Genomic DNA, 13374 nt, shown 5'->3' on the forward strand with positions numbered 1-13374 from the left:
TCGGTGTCCTTTGTGTGCTCAGGCCAGCTTGCAGCCGGTCTTGTCGACGGGCAGGAAGGACTTGCCGGAGCTGACCACGTCAACGTAGTCGGCGGCGTCCTTCATCTTCGACTTGGCCTTGCCCTTGAGCAGGTAGTAGTCCTTGATGACCTGGTGGTCGGCCTTGCGGATTTCTTCCGTACCTGTGAGGCCGTCGAACTTCATGCCTTCGAGCGCTGCGATCACCGCCTTCTGGTCGACCGAGCCCGCCTTCACGATGCCGTCGATCAGGATCTTGGTGCAGACGTACGAGCCGGCGAGGCTGTAGTTGGGCACGATCTTGAGCTTGTCGGCGGTGCGCTTCACCAGGTCCTTGTTGAGCGTGGTGTCGGCCGTGTGCCAGTACTGCGCGCCGAAGTAGACGCCGTCGCACAGGTCGGCACCCAGCTCGTCGAACTGCTCCAGCCCCGAGGCCCAGGCCATGAGGATCGTCATGTTCTTGTGCATGCCGAAGCTCACCGCCTGGCGCAGCGCAGCCGACGACTGCGCGCCGAAGTTCAGCAGCAGCAGCACGTCGGGCTTGGCGGCCATCGCGTTGGTGAGGTAGCCGCTGAACTCTTTCTCGTTGAGCGAGTGGTAGCTGTTGCCTACGTGCTCGATGCCCTTCTCCTGGAAGATGTTCTTGGCCGCGCTCAGCAGGCCGTCGCCGAACACGTACTGCGGCGTGATGGTGTACCAGCGCTTGGCCTTGGGCATCGAGGCGATCAGCGGGCGCACCGTCTGCTCGATGGCGCCGAAGGTGGGCACCGACCAGCGGAAGGTGGCGGGGTTGCAGTCCTTGCCGGTGATTTCGTCGGCGCCAGCGGTGGTGATGAACAGGCCGCCGGCCTTCTCGGCTTCCTTGCCCATGGCCAGCGCTTCCGACGACAGGATGCCGCCCGCGAAGAACTTCGCGCCCTGCTGCTGCGAGGCTTCCTGCACCTTGCGCACGGCGGTGGCCGGCTTGCCTTCGGTGTCGAGCACCGTGTAGGCCAGCGGGCGCTTCAGCACGCTGCCGTACTGCTCGATGGCCAGCTTCATGCCCAGGTCGGCGAACTTGCCGTTGGCCGCGAACGCACCCGACATCGGGACCGGGCAGCCGAAGCGGATCGCGTCCGCCGATTGGGCAAAGGCCGCGCGGCCGCCCAGGAGCGAAGCGGGGGCAGCCGACAGGGCGGCCAGCTGAAGAAGGTGTCTGCGTTGCATGAGTTCTCCGGTCGTGGTGGGAAGTAAGGAAAAGGTGGTGCCTGCGAGCGCTGGCGAATTTAAGCGGATAAATCGGATTAATATGCTGGTAAAAACCCTCTAGCAATCCTTGTGCCCAAAACCAGACCGCCTCTTCGCTTGACGCCGTTTAAGATCGCCCGCTGTTGCGCATCCCGCGCATCTCCCGATGGGTATGGAGCGTGTGAATGAGAGTGGGGCAGAACCGCCCGAAGCGGCAAAAGCTCTCGGACGTCATCGTCGAAGACGTCAAGCGCTGGATCGTGGCGGAGCGCAAGCAGCCCGGCGACCGGCTACCGAACGAGAAAGAACTGATCGAGCTTTTCGGCTATTCGAAGAGCACGGTGCGCGAGGCATTGAAGGCGCTGGAGGTGCGCGGCCTGGTCTCCATCCGCACCGGCCCCGGCGGCGGGGCGTATCTGCAGCAGGTGTCGGTGGACCATGCATCGGAGCCACTGCGCAACTTCCTGCACTTTCATCATCTCGACGGGCACCACATCTACCAGCTGCGCAAGGCGCTGGAGCCCGAGCTGGCCGTGAGCGTGGTGGGCCGACTGACACCCGAGCAGTTCGAGCAGCTGGAAGAAAACGTCCGGCTGTGCACCATCGAGCCGACCAACGAAGACGAACTGCGCACGCAGCGCGAGGCCGAACTCGGCTTTCACACGATGCTGGCCGAGAGCTGCCCCAATCCGGTGCTCTCCTTCATGTGCCGTTTTCTCAACGACCTGCTGCGCGACCTCGTGGTCTACAAGAAGGCGCTGGACCACCACCACTTCGGCGAGGCCAACGTCGACTATCACACGCAGCTGCTGGCGGCCTACCGCAAGGAAGACGCCGAAGAAGTGCGCCGGTTGATGGCCGAGCACATGGTCGATGCCGAGCAGCACATGCACGAGATGGAGGCGCACATCGGCGCCAAGCATCTGCTGCTGCCGAGCGGGCAGCGCTGACCTGCCTTACCGGTGCGCCTTCTCCAGGCACTCCTGAAACGCCAACACCGCCCGTGACGGCTTCGGCGAACGCCGCAGCAGGCTGACGAAGCGGCACGCATAGTTGAAACGCGCCGGCAGCACCGCCTTCATCAGCCCACGCTGTTCGAACACCTGCGCGTAGTGGTCGGGCAGAAAGCCCAGGAAGCGCCCCGAAAGAATCAGCGTTGCAATCGCCTCCTGGTCGAAGCCGGTGGCCTTGCGCGACAGCTTTGCGCGGTGACTCAGCTCCATGTTCGGCGAGTGGTAGCCGAGCCCCGCGAAATGGTGCTCGCGCAGTTTGGCCCAGGTGAGCCTGGCGTGATCGGCGCCGAACAGCGGGTGCTTCGCGCCGCAATACAGCAGCATCGTCTCGTCGAACAGGTCGGCGTACACAAGGCTCTTGGAGCTGCGGTGCGCCGGGATGATGCCGATCTGGAAATTGCCCTCCAGCACGCCCTGCTCTATGGCGTTGATCGAGCCCACGTGCAGCGCCAGGGTCACCTCGGGCGCGATCTCGGTAAAACGCGCGATGGCCTCGCCGATGCGCGCCTTCGGGTTGGTCGCCGTCTTGTCAAACAGTGCCACGTCCAGTTGCCCGCCCATGCGGTTGTGGATGTCGTCGATGCTGCCGCGGAAGGCATCGACCGAAGCCAGCAGGCGCAGCGTCTCGTCGTACACGCGCTGCCCCTCGGCGGTGAGCGCAAAACCCGCCCGACCGCGCCGGCACAGCACGAGGCCCAGCCGCGTCTCCAGGTCTTTCACGTGGCGGCTCACGGTGGAAGTGCCGATGTTCAGCTCCAGTTCGGCGGCCGCCATGCCGCCGCAGTCAACCACGCTCTTGAACACCTTGAGCAGGCGCAGGTCCATGTCGCTGAGCTGCCCCAATACGGCGCGGTTGCGGGCACTGTTTTGGGCACCGCTTCGGGCTTTGGCCTTTACTTGCATGAAGTGTCAAGTGAACATTGATATTGCGCCATTCTCCACACTGAAGGCTCTGCCAACAATCGGCACATCCCATTACCCCCGGAGCCCGCCCCGCGCGGGAAGCGCCATGACCCTCGCAACGCCCGCCATCGAACCGACGCCCACCGCGCGCACCGACGCCGCCTGGCTCGACGCGCACTGGATGCCCTACACCGGCAACCGCAACTTCAAGGCCGATCCGCGGATCATCGTGGAGGCCAAGGGCGCCTACTTCACCGACATCGACGGGCGCAAGATCTTCGACGGCCTCTCGGGCCTGTGGTGCTCGGGCCTTGGCCACGGCCGCCCCGAAATCACCGAGGCGGTGAGCCGCCAGATCGCCAAGCTCGACTACTCGCCCGCCTTCCAGTTCGGCCACCCGCTCTCCTTCGAGCTGGCCAACAAGATCAAGGAAATGACGCCCGCGGGCCTCGACTACGTGTTCTTCACCGGCTCGGGCTCCGAAGCCGCCGACACCTCGCTGAAGATGGCGCGCGCCTACTGGCGCACCAAGGGCCAGGCGAGCAAGACGCGCCTGATCGGCCGCGAGAAGGGCTACCACGGCGTCAACTACGGCGGCATCTCGGTCGGCGGCATCGCGGCCAACCGCAAGCTCTTCGGCCAGGGCGTCGAAGCCGACCACCTGCCGCACACGCAGCTCGCATCGAACGCCTTCACGCGCGGCATGGCCGAGAACGGCGCCGAGCTGGCCGACCGCCTGCTCGACCTGATCGCGCTGCACGACGCATCGAACATCGCGGCCGTGATCGTCGAACCCTTCGCTGGCTCGGCCGGCGTGGTGATTCCGCCCAAGGGCTACCTGAAGCGCCTGCGCGACATCTGCACCGCGAACAACATCCTGCTGATCTTCGACGAAGTGATCACCGGTTTCGGCCGCTGCGGCGCGCTCACCGGCGCAGAAGCCTTCGGCGTGACGCCCGACATCATGAACATCGCCAAGCAGGTGACCAACGGCGCGCAACCGATGGGCGCCGTGGTCGCCAGCAAGGAGATCTACGACACCTTCATGGCCGCCGGCGGCCCCGACTACATGCTCGAGTTCCCGCACGGCTACACCTACGGCGCGCACCCCGTGGCCTGCGCCGCTGGCATCGCCGCGCTCGACGTGCTGCAGAAGGAAGACATGATCGGCCGCGTGCAGGCGCTGGCGCCGCATTTCGAGAACGCTGTGCACAGCCTGAAGGGCAGCAAGCACATCACCGACATCCGCAACTACGGCCTCGCGGCCGGCCTCACGATCGCCGCGCTGCCGGGCGAGCCTGCACGCCGTCCGTACGAGATCGCGATGAACTGCTGGAAGAAGGGCTTCTACGTGCGCTACGGCGGCGACACCATCCAGCTCGCCCCGCCCTTCATCGCTGAGAAGGCCGAGATCGACCGCATGGTCAACGCACTGGCCGACGCACTGGCCGAGACGGCCTGAGCCTGCTTCGGCTCCCGGCCTGATCGGAGGCCGGGTCCTACAGGCGGCACGCCGGCCGCCTTCCAATAATCGGCGGCATGACGGTACTGAGCAGCGACATCCCCGCCCGCCTGGACCGCCTGCCGTGGTCGCGCTGGCACTGGCGCGTGGTGATCGCGCTGGGCGTGGCCTGGGTGCTCGACGGGCTCGAAGTTACGCTGGTCGGCTCCATCGGCGCGGTGCTGGAGCGGCCAGACACGCTCGGGCTCACGGCCGGCGAGATCGGGCTGTCGGGCTCGGTGTACGTGGCGGGTGCGGTGCTCGGCGCCCTGCTCTTCGGGCGGCTCACCGACCGGCTCGGGCGCAAGAAGCTCTTTCTCATCACGCTGGTGGTCTACACGGTCGGCACGCTGGCCACGGCGTTTTCTCCCAACTTTGCTTTCTTCGCGCTGTGCCGCTTCGTCACGGGGCTTGGCATCGGCGGCGAGTACGCGGCCATCAACTCGGCCATCGACGAACTGATTCCGGCGCGCGTGCGCGGGCGCGTCAACCTCGCGATCAATGGCAGCTTCTGGATAGGTGCGGCGCTGGGCGCGGCGCTCAGCCTGGTGCTGCTCGACGCGCGCGTGATCGGCCCGGTGTGGGGCTGGCGCGCGGGCTTCGCGCTGGGCGCGGTGCTGGCGGTAGCTATCTTGCTGGTACGGCGCGACGTGCCCGAGAGCCCGCGCTGGCTCATTGCACACGGACGCGCCGATGAGGCGAAACGCATCGTCGACCAGATCGAAGCGGAGATCGAGGCGCAGCACGGTCCGTTGCCCGCGCCGCAAGGCCCTGCAGTGAACTACACGGCCGCACGCGCCAACAGCCCGTCGATGCGCGAAGTGGCGCGCGTGCTGCTCAGGCGCTACCCGCAGCGCAGCATGGTCGCGCTGGCGCTGATGATCTCGCAGGCCTTCTTCTACAACGCGATCTTCTTCACCTACGCGCTGGTGCTCACCCGCTTCTACGGCGTGCCCGAGGGCAGCGTGGCGCTCTACATCTTTCCGTTTGCCCTGGGCAACGTGCTCGGGCCGCTGCTGCTGGGCCCGCTGTTCGACAGCGTGGGCCGGCGCCGGATGATTGCGCTGACGTACGTACTCGCAGGCGTCGGCCTCGCGCTCACGGGCTGGGCTTTCATGATGGGCTGGCTCGACGCGCGCAGTCAGGCGTTGTGCTGGTCGGCTGTGTTCTTCCTGGCGTCGGCGGCGGCGAGCTCGGCGTACCTCACGGTGAGCGAGGTGTTTCCGCTGGAGATGCGGGCCATGGCCATCGCGATCTTCTACGCGGTCGGCATGGGTGCGGGCGGCTTCGCTGCGCCGCTGCTGTTCGGCCTGCTGATCGAAACCGGCAGCCGGGGCGCGGTGATGGTGGGCTACGGCATCGGCGCGGTGCTGGTCATCGTCGCGGGGCTGCTGGCCTTGCGCTATGCGGCCGATGCTGAGCGCAAGCCGCTGGAGGAAGTGGCGCCGCCGTTGTCGTCCGAAGCTGGCGGCGAGCGCTAAGCGCTACAGCGCGCAGGTCCGGAAGCCGAAGAAGCCGTCGTCACGCTCAGGCAGCGCAAAGCCACGACGGCGCGGAGAACGCAGGCGCGCACGCGTCGCGAACGAAGCCCCGCGCAGCACGCGCGCCCGCCCGAAAGCAGCCGCAGGATCGAACTCTCCCCCCGCGCTCCACGGATCGGCCCGATACCCGGGCCACGGCTGCAGCGTGCCCGCCGTCCATTCATGCACGTCGGCCCAGCGAAAACCACGCCGCGCGGCCGTGTGCGCAGCGATCTCCCATTCGACTTCGGTCGCGATGCGCCGTCCGGCCCAGCGCGCCCAGGCGTCGGCCTCCCACCAGCTCAGGTGCACGGCGCTGTGATGGCCTGCCGCACGCACGGTCACGCCAAAGCGCTGCTGCAGCACCGAACCGCCCGTGCCGTTGCGCGCCGCGCCGATCTGCTCGACATGGCGGGGCCCGCGCCGGCCTTCGATCTGCGCCCCGAGCCAGCGCCAGCCTTCGCCGTGCCACAGCTCCTCGCGGTCGTAGCCGCCGTCGTCGACGAATTCGATGTACTGGTTCCAGGTGACGGGCTGCGCGTCGATCTCGAACTCGGGCACGTCGACCCGGTGCGCCGCGCGCTCCTGCGCAAAGGCGAAGCCGCCCTCGGGCATGCCCAGCTCCCAGCGCGTGGCCGGCAGCAGCAGCGGCTCGCGCGTGACGGCGATGGGCGCCTGCTCGACGCCCAGGGGCAGCCCCAGCGTCTGCGCCATCACCACGAACTGTTCGCCGCGCAGGTCTTCATGGAACAGCGCGAGGCGGTAGAAGTACAGGCCGGCATCGGTCTCGGCCGCGTTCTCGAGCAGTTCGAGCGTGCTCTCCAGCGTTTCGAGCAGGTAGGCCTTGGTCTGGGCGAGGTCGGGCAGGTCGGGCGACCAGCGGCGGCCGGGCGTACTCTGCGACGGGTTCCACCAGTCGTCGGCGCCGGGGTCGATGGGCGCCAGGCGTGTGGGCCGCACCGGGCAGTCGACGCCGAAGGCACGCTGGGTGTTGCGCCCGATCCACCATTCGGCAAACCAGCCGATGTGGCCGGCCAGCCAGACCGGCGGCACCACGCCCTCTTCCTCCGGCACGGGCGGCACGGCAAGCGCTTCGGCGCCCAGGGCCTCCTCGTAGAGCGACAGCAGGTGCAGCGTGTGGTTGCGCGCGTCGATCAGCGCCAGGGACAACAGCTCGCGGCCCGCGCGGCACATGTCGGGCGAATCGATCGAATGGGGCAGGCCCATGGCGCCCGAAGGCGTCGAAGGCGGCAGGCGCGAAGACATGGACGATTATGGCGACCAGGGCCGCCTCCCACGCCCCGGACAAGACCCGGATTCCGGGTAAACCCCGCCCCTCATGCCAAGTAGATACAAAGGTTCAACGGGGTAACATCTCGGGCTTTGCGCAGCTCCCACCAGGAGCCGGCGTTTCACCTTGGGCTTCGCGGGAGACACCCCCTTGTCTGCATTCCTCAAATTCGCGACCGGCATGGACTGGATCAGCGAAAAACTCGGCAAGATCGCCGGCTACGCCGTCCTGGCGGCCTCGCTCATTTCGGCGGCCAACGCCCTCGTCCGCTACGGCTTCGACTTCAGCAACAACGCGTTCCTCGAGATCCAGTGGTACCTGTTCGCCGCCACCGTGATGCTCGGCGCGCCTGTGGTGCTTCGCTTCAACGAGCATGTGCGCGTGGACATCATCTACGGCAAGCTCAAGGGCCACGGGCCGGTGTACGTCGACCTGTTTGGCCTGACCTTCTTCCTGCTGCCGGTGATGGCCCTCTTCACCTACGTCACCTGGCCCATGTTCTGGAACATGTGGGTCACGGGCGAGATGTCGGGCAACATCGGCGGCCTGATCCGCTGGCCCGCCGCGCTGCTGATGCCCGTGGGCTTTGCCGCGATGTTCCTGCAGGGCGTTGCCGAAATCATCAAGCGCATTGCCTACCTGCGCGGCCTGATCGAGATGGACACGCACTACGAGAAGCCGGTGCAGTGACGGGCGCTTTTCGCATCCCCGCGCCCCTTCTGGCCTAGCCCTCTCCCGCACCGCAGGATAAGTAGAAATGCACATGGAAAATTTCGCCCCGATCATGTTCGCGGGGCTCGTGGTGATCATGCTGATCGGGTTCCCGGTCGCGTTCTCGCTCTCGGCCCTCGGCCTGATCTGCGGCTTCTTCGCCATCGAGATGGGCTGGTTCCCGGCCGGCTTCATGGCCAACCTGCCGCTGAACGTGTTCGGCATCCTGTCGAACGAGACGCTTCTCGCGATCCCGTTCTTCACATTGATGGGAGCCGTACTGGAGAAATGCGGATTGGCGGAGGACATGCTCGACTCGATGGGCCAGCTCTTCGGCCCTATCCGCGGCGGCCTCGGCTACTCGGTGATCATCGTGGGCTTCATCCTCGGCGCCATCACCGGCACGGTGGCCGGCCAGGTGATTGCAATGGCGATGATCTCGCTGCCGATCATGATGCGCTACGGCTACGACATGCGCTACTCGACCGGCGTGCTCGCCGCGTCGGGCACCATCACGCAGCTGGTGCCACCTTCGCTGGTGCTGATCGTCATGGCCGACCAGCTCGGCACCGACGTGGGCCAGATGTACAAGGGCGCCTGGGGTCCGTCGATCCTGCAGGTCATCATCTTCGCGATCTACACCTTCATGGTCGGGCGGCTGCGCTCGCACTACGTGCCGGGCCTGCCGGCCAGCGCGCGCACGCTGAACGGCTGGGCGCTGTGGGGCAAGTGCCTGCGCGGCATCATCCCATCGGCCATCCTGATCTTCGCGGTGCTCGGCTCGATGGGCGGCCTGCCCTTCATGGACAAGGCCATCGCCACGCCGACCGAAGCCGGCGCGATGGGCGCGGTGGGCTCGCTCATCCTCGCGCTGATCCATCGCCGCCTGAACTGGCAGCTGATGAAGGACGCGATGGAAGGCACCATGCGCCTGACGGCGATGGTGGTGTTCATCCTCATCGGCTCGCGCGTGTTCTCGCTGGTGTTCCAGGGCGTCGACGGCGCCAAGTGGATCGAGCACATGCTCTCGGGCCTGCCGGGCGGCCAGGTGGGCTTCCTGATCGCGGTGAACATCTTCGTGTTCTTCCTCGCGTTCTTCCTCGACTTCTTCGAGATCGCCTTCATCATCCTGCCGCTGCTGGGCCCCGTGGCCCACAAGCTGGGCATCGACATGGTGTGGTTCGGCGTGCTGCTGTGCGTGAACATGCAGACCTCGTTCATGCACCCACCGTTCGGCTTTGCGCTGTTCTATTTGCGGGGCATCGCGGACACCCTCTTCAAGAACGGGGCGCTACCCAAGAAGGTGGAATCGCGCGACATCTACCTGGGCGCCGTGCCGTGGGTGCTGATGCAGCTGCTGCTGGTGGCCATCGTGATCTTCTTTCCGCAGACGGTCACCGTGTTCCTCGAGAAGGAAAAGGTCGTTGACATCGACAAGGTCAACCTCGACATGCCTGCCGACGCAGAGCCGCCGCCCGCGCCCGACAGCAATGGCGTGAACATGGAAGACCCGTTCGGCAACGAGAAGAAGACGCCGGAAGAAACACCGGCGGCGCCGCCGGCTTCCGGCGAAGCCACCAAGCCGTGAGCGACGACGGCGGCAGCACCCCTCCGCTCGAAAGCCCCGCCTTCCCTGCGCTGCTGCGCACGCTGGCGGTGGTGCTGGTGGTCGATCTCTTCGCCTTCGCGATCTGGAGCCTGCCCTCGCTGCGCAGCACCGCGTGGTCCACGAGCGCCCTCGTGGTGTTCGGCATTGCGGCGCTGTGCGTGGTGTGGGTCGGCTACTGGATCGTCTACAGCCGCACCCGGCTCGAAGGCGACGTGCTGATCCAGACCTGGCTCTGGAACAAGCGCGTGAGCGCGCAGGAAGTGGCCCAGCTCAAGCTGGTGCACATCCGCATGCTCGAACGCGTGATCGCGCCACGGCTGCTGGTGCGGCGGCGCTACGGCGGCATGACGTGGTTCCACTCGGCCGATGCGAGCGTGCTCGTGGCCTTCGGCGAACAGGTGGCGAAGCGCTCCATTCCACCGAAGCCGGACGCACCTGAAACCGAGACCGGGTCGACGAAATAAAAAAAGCCCCGCTGGTTCCAGCGGGGCTTTTTGCATGCAGTGCGCGAGGCGCCTGCTTACAGCTTCTGCTGCTGCATGAAGCGGTCGAACGTGCCTTCCGTGTAGCGGAACCAGGCGTTCTGGTCGGCCAGGAATTTCGACCAGTCGCCGTAGATCTTCTTCCACTCGGGGTTGGTGTTGTTCAGGTCCGAGTAGATCTGCTGAGCCGACTTGAAGGCGGCGTTCATCACGTCCTGCGAGAACGGGCGCAGCTTGGTGCCCGAGCCCACGAGCTGCTTCAGCGCGATCGGGTTCTTGGAGTCGTACTTCGCCGTCATCGTGATGTTGGCGTGCGCGGCAGCTGCCTCGACGATGGCCTTGTACTCGGCCGACAGGCCTTCCCATGCCTTGGTGTTGATGTAGAAGTCGAGCTCGGGGCCGCCTTCCCACCAGCCTGGGTAGTAGTAGAACGGCGCGATCTTGTTGAAGCCCAGCTTCTGGTCGTCATACGGGCCGACCCATTCGAGGCCGTCCAGCGTGCCCTTTTCGAGCGCCGGGTACAGGTCGGCACCGGGAATCGATTGCGGGATCACGCCGAAGGGCTCGAGCACCTTGCCCGCGAACGGGTTGGTGCGGAACTTCAGGCCCTTCAGGTCGGCGACCGACTTGATTTCCTTGCGGAACCAGCCGCCCATCTGCGCGCCGGTGTTGCCGCCCGGCAGGTTGATGATGTTGTACTTGGCATAGAACGCGCGCATCAGCTTCAGGCCGTTGCCTTCGTACATCCAGGCGTTCTGCTGGCGGGTGTTCATGCCGAAGGGCACTGCGCAGCCCAGGCAGAAGGTCGGGTCCTTGCCGTAGAAGTAGTACGGGGCCGTGTGGGCCATTTCGACCGAGGCGTTCTGCACGCCGTCGACCACGCCGAACGCGGGCATCAGCTCGCCGCCGGCATGCACGGAAATCTGGAACTTGCCGCCCGTCATGTCGCTGACGCTCTTCGAGAACACCTCGGCGGTGCCGAAGATGGTGTCCAGCGACTTGGGAAAACTCGACGCCAGGCGCCAGCGAACGGTGGCTTGGGCGTGAACCGCGGGTGCGATGCCGGCAGCCAGAACGCCCGCGATGCCGGCGTTTTTGATGAGGGAACGACGATCCATTGATAGCTCTCCGAGTTCTTGGAAAAACAAAACGCGGCTTGTGACCGCGTTGGGGACTTTTGTCTAAGTCCGGACGATTGTAAAAACGCGCTTACAGCCGCCGGCAGGGGTTTACCCTGCGCTCGAAACGAAGCGCTCGCGGATCGATGCCTCGATGCCGATCGCGTCCAGTCCGATCGACGCCAGCAGCTTGGCCGGATCGCCGTGTTCGATGAAGCGATCGGGCAAGCCGAGTTGCAGCACCGGCTTCTGCACGTTGGCGGCTTGCAGTGCTTCGAGCACCGCACTGCCCGCGCCGCCCATGATGGCGCCCTCTTCCAGCGTGACGATGGCATCGTGCGTGCCCGCGACCTTCAGCAGCAACTCGACGTCGATCGGCTTGGCCCAGCGCATGTTGACCACCGTGGCGTCGAGCGACTCGGCGGCGGTGAGCGCGGGGTACAGCAGCGTGCCGAAGGCGAGGATGGCGATGCGCTTGCCTTCGCGGCGGATCTCGCCCTTGCCGAAGGGCAAGGATTCGAGCGTGAGGTGCGGCGTGACACCCGCGCCCGCGCCGCGCGGATAGCGCACGGCCACCGGGTGGTTCTGCTCGTAGGCGCTCGACAGCAGCTCGCGGCACTCGCGTTCGTCGGCCGGGCAGGCGATGCTCATGTTCGGAATGCAGCGCAGGAACGGAATGTCGTACGCACCCGCGTGCGTCGCGCCGTCGGCACCCACGAGGCCCGCGCGGTCGAGCGCGAACACCACCGGCAGGTTCTGGATCGCCACGTCGTGGATCAGCTGGTCGTACGCGCGCTGCAGGAAGGTCGAGTAGATCGCGACCACCGGCTTCAGCCCCTCGCAGGCCAGGCCGGCCGCGAAGGTCACGGCGTGCTGCTCGGCGATGCCGACGTCGTAGTAGCGATCGGGAAAGCGCTTCTCGAATTCAACGAGGCCCGAGCCTTCGCGCATCGCGGGCGTGATGCCCACGAGGCGGCCGTCGTGCGCGGCGGTGTCGCACAGCCACTGGCCGAACACCTGCGTGAAGGTCTGCTTGGCAACCGCGGCGGACTTGACCAACCCCACCTGCGGATCGAACTTGCCAGGGCCGTGATAGGCCACAGGGTCGGCCTCGGCCAGCTTGTAGCCCTGCCCCTTCTTCGTGACCACGTGCAGGAACTGCGGGCCTTCGAGGTGCTTGAGATTCTCGAGCGTGGGCACCAGCGAGTCGATGTCGTGGCCGTCGATCGGGCCCACGTAGTTGAAGCCGAACTGCTCGAACAGCGTGGCCGGCACGACCATGCCCTTGGCATGCTGCTCCAGGCGCTTGGCCAGCTCGAACAGCGGCGGCGCGTTGCGCAGCATGCTCTTGCCGACGTTCTTGGCGGCGGCGTAGAAGTTGCCGCTCATCAGCTGCGCGAGGTAGCGGTTGAGCGCGCCCACCGGCGGGCTGATCGACATGTCGTTGTCGTTCAGGATCACGAGCAGCTTGCAGTCGCACACGCCCGCGTTGTTCAGCGCCTCGAAGGCCATGCCAGCCGTGAGCGCGCCGTCGCCGATGATGGCCACGGTGTGGCGGTCTTCGCCCTTCTGCTTGGCGGCCATGGCCATGCCGAGCGCGGCCGAGATGCTGGTCGACGAATGGGCCGTGCCAAAGGTGTCGTACTCGCTCTCGCTGCGTTGCGGAAAGCCCGAGATGCCGCCGATCTGCCGCAGCGTGGGCATGCGCTCGCGCCGGCCCGTGAGGATCTTGTGCGGGTAGGTCTGGTGGCCCACGTCCCACACCAGTCGGTCGTGCGGCGTGTTGAACACATGGTGCAGCGCGACCGTGAGTTCGACCGTGCCGAGATTGGAGCTCAGGTGGCCGCCGGTGCGCGAGACGTTGTCGAGCACGCTGGCGCGCACCTCATCGGACAGCTGGCGCAGCTGGGCCCGGTCGTATTTGCGGATCGGCGAGGGGTCGTGAAGTGTGGGAAGCAGCGGAGCCATGTGGGGGTTGTTC

The 13374-nt window shown here is 66.2% G+C and carries 11 protein-coding genes; 6 read left to right on the forward strand and 5 right to left on the reverse strand.

Going from position 1 to position 13374, the window contains the following annotated elements; genetic code table 11:
- Window positions 1–18 precede the first annotated feature (18 nt).
- Window positions 19–1224: an ABC transporter substrate-binding protein gene (locus NWF24_RS22865; RefSeq protein ID WP_258350543.1), complete on the reverse strand. Its 1206-nt coding sequence runs from the start codon at window positions 1222–1224 to the stop codon at window positions 19–21.
- Window positions 1225–1430: 206 nt separating this feature from the next.
- Here NWF24_RS22865 and NWF24_RS22870 point away from each other — a divergent pair, with 206 nt between their 5' ends.
- Window positions 1431–2195 carry a FadR/GntR family transcriptional regulator gene (locus NWF24_RS22870; RefSeq protein ID WP_258350544.1) on the forward strand — a complete coding sequence of 255 codons (765 nt, stop codon included), beginning with the start codon at window positions 1431–1433 and terminating at the stop codon, window positions 2193–2195.
- A gap of 6 nt (window positions 2196–2201) precedes the next feature.
- Here the strand turns inward: NWF24_RS22870 and NWF24_RS22875 are convergent, their stop codons facing one another.
- Window positions 2202–3161, reverse strand: coding sequence for a LysR family transcriptional regulator (locus tag NWF24_RS22875; protein ID WP_093075326.1), 960 nt, complete (start codon window positions 3159–3161; stop codon window positions 2202–2204).
- Between the two features lie 106 nt (window positions 3162–3267).
- Between NWF24_RS22875 and NWF24_RS22880 the strand changes: the two genes are divergently transcribed.
- Entirely contained in the window at window positions 3268–4623 is a 1356-nt protein-coding gene (locus NWF24_RS22880) for an aspartate aminotransferase family protein (RefSeq protein WP_258350545.1), read from the forward strand.
- A 77-nt stretch (window positions 4624–4700) separates the two neighbouring features.
- Window positions 4701–6143 (forward strand): MFS transporter, encoded by a 1443-nt coding sequence (locus NWF24_RS22885; protein ID WP_258350546.1) that lies wholly within the window; start codon window positions 4701–4703, stop codon window positions 6141–6143.
- A gap of 3 nt (window positions 6144–6146) precedes the next feature.
- Here the strand turns inward: NWF24_RS22885 and NWF24_RS22890 are convergent, their stop codons facing one another.
- The gene (locus tag NWF24_RS22890; protein WP_258350547.1) at window positions 6147–7448 is read right to left on the reverse strand and encodes an SUMF1/EgtB/PvdO family nonheme iron enzyme; all 1302 of its coding nucleotides are present in this window, start codon (window positions 7446–7448) and stop codon (window positions 6147–6149) included.
- Between the two features lie 175 nt (window positions 7449–7623).
- Between NWF24_RS22890 and NWF24_RS22895 the strand changes: the two genes are divergently transcribed.
- The 3 genes from NWF24_RS22895 (at window position 7624) to NWF24_RS22905 (ending at window position 10257) form a co-directional block, all read left to right on the forward strand.
- On the forward strand, window positions 7624–8163 hold the full coding sequence (locus NWF24_RS22895) for a TRAP transporter small permease subunit (RefSeq protein WP_258350548.1): 540 nt from the start codon (window positions 7624–7626) through the stop codon (window positions 8161–8163).
- 67 nt (window positions 8164–8230) lie between these two features.
- Entirely contained in the window at window positions 8231–9772 is a 1542-nt protein-coding gene (locus NWF24_RS22900) for a TRAP transporter large permease (protein ID WP_258350549.1), read from the forward strand.
- Window positions 9769–10257 (forward strand): hypothetical protein, encoded by a 489-nt coding sequence (locus tag NWF24_RS22905; protein ID WP_258350550.1) that lies wholly within the window; start codon window positions 9769–9771, stop codon window positions 10255–10257. Before NWF24_RS22900 ends, NWF24_RS22905 begins: the two co-directional genes overlap by 4 nt.
- Before the next feature lie 56 nt (window positions 10258–10313).
- Here NWF24_RS22905 and NWF24_RS22910 read toward each other — a convergent pair whose 3' ends face one another.
- Both NWF24_RS22910 and dxs read right to left on the reverse strand, forming a co-directional pair.
- Window positions 10314–11393: a TRAP transporter substrate-binding protein gene (locus tag NWF24_RS22910; RefSeq protein ID WP_093049979.1), complete on the reverse strand. Its 1080-nt coding sequence runs from the start codon at window positions 11391–11393 to the stop codon at window positions 10314–10316.
- Window positions 11394–11504: 111 nt separating this feature from the next.
- The gene (dxs, locus tag NWF24_RS22915; RefSeq protein WP_258350551.1) at window positions 11505–13361 is read right to left on the reverse strand and encodes a 1-deoxy-D-xylulose-5-phosphate synthase; all 1857 of its coding nucleotides are present in this window, start codon (window positions 13359–13361) and stop codon (window positions 11505–11507) included.
- Window positions 13362–13374 lie beyond the last annotated feature (13 nt).

Origin of the sequence: Variovorax paradoxus (assembly GCF_024734665.1) — a bacterium.
Classification (GTDB): domain Bacteria; phylum Pseudomonadota; class Gammaproteobacteria; order Burkholderiales; family Burkholderiaceae_C; genus Variovorax.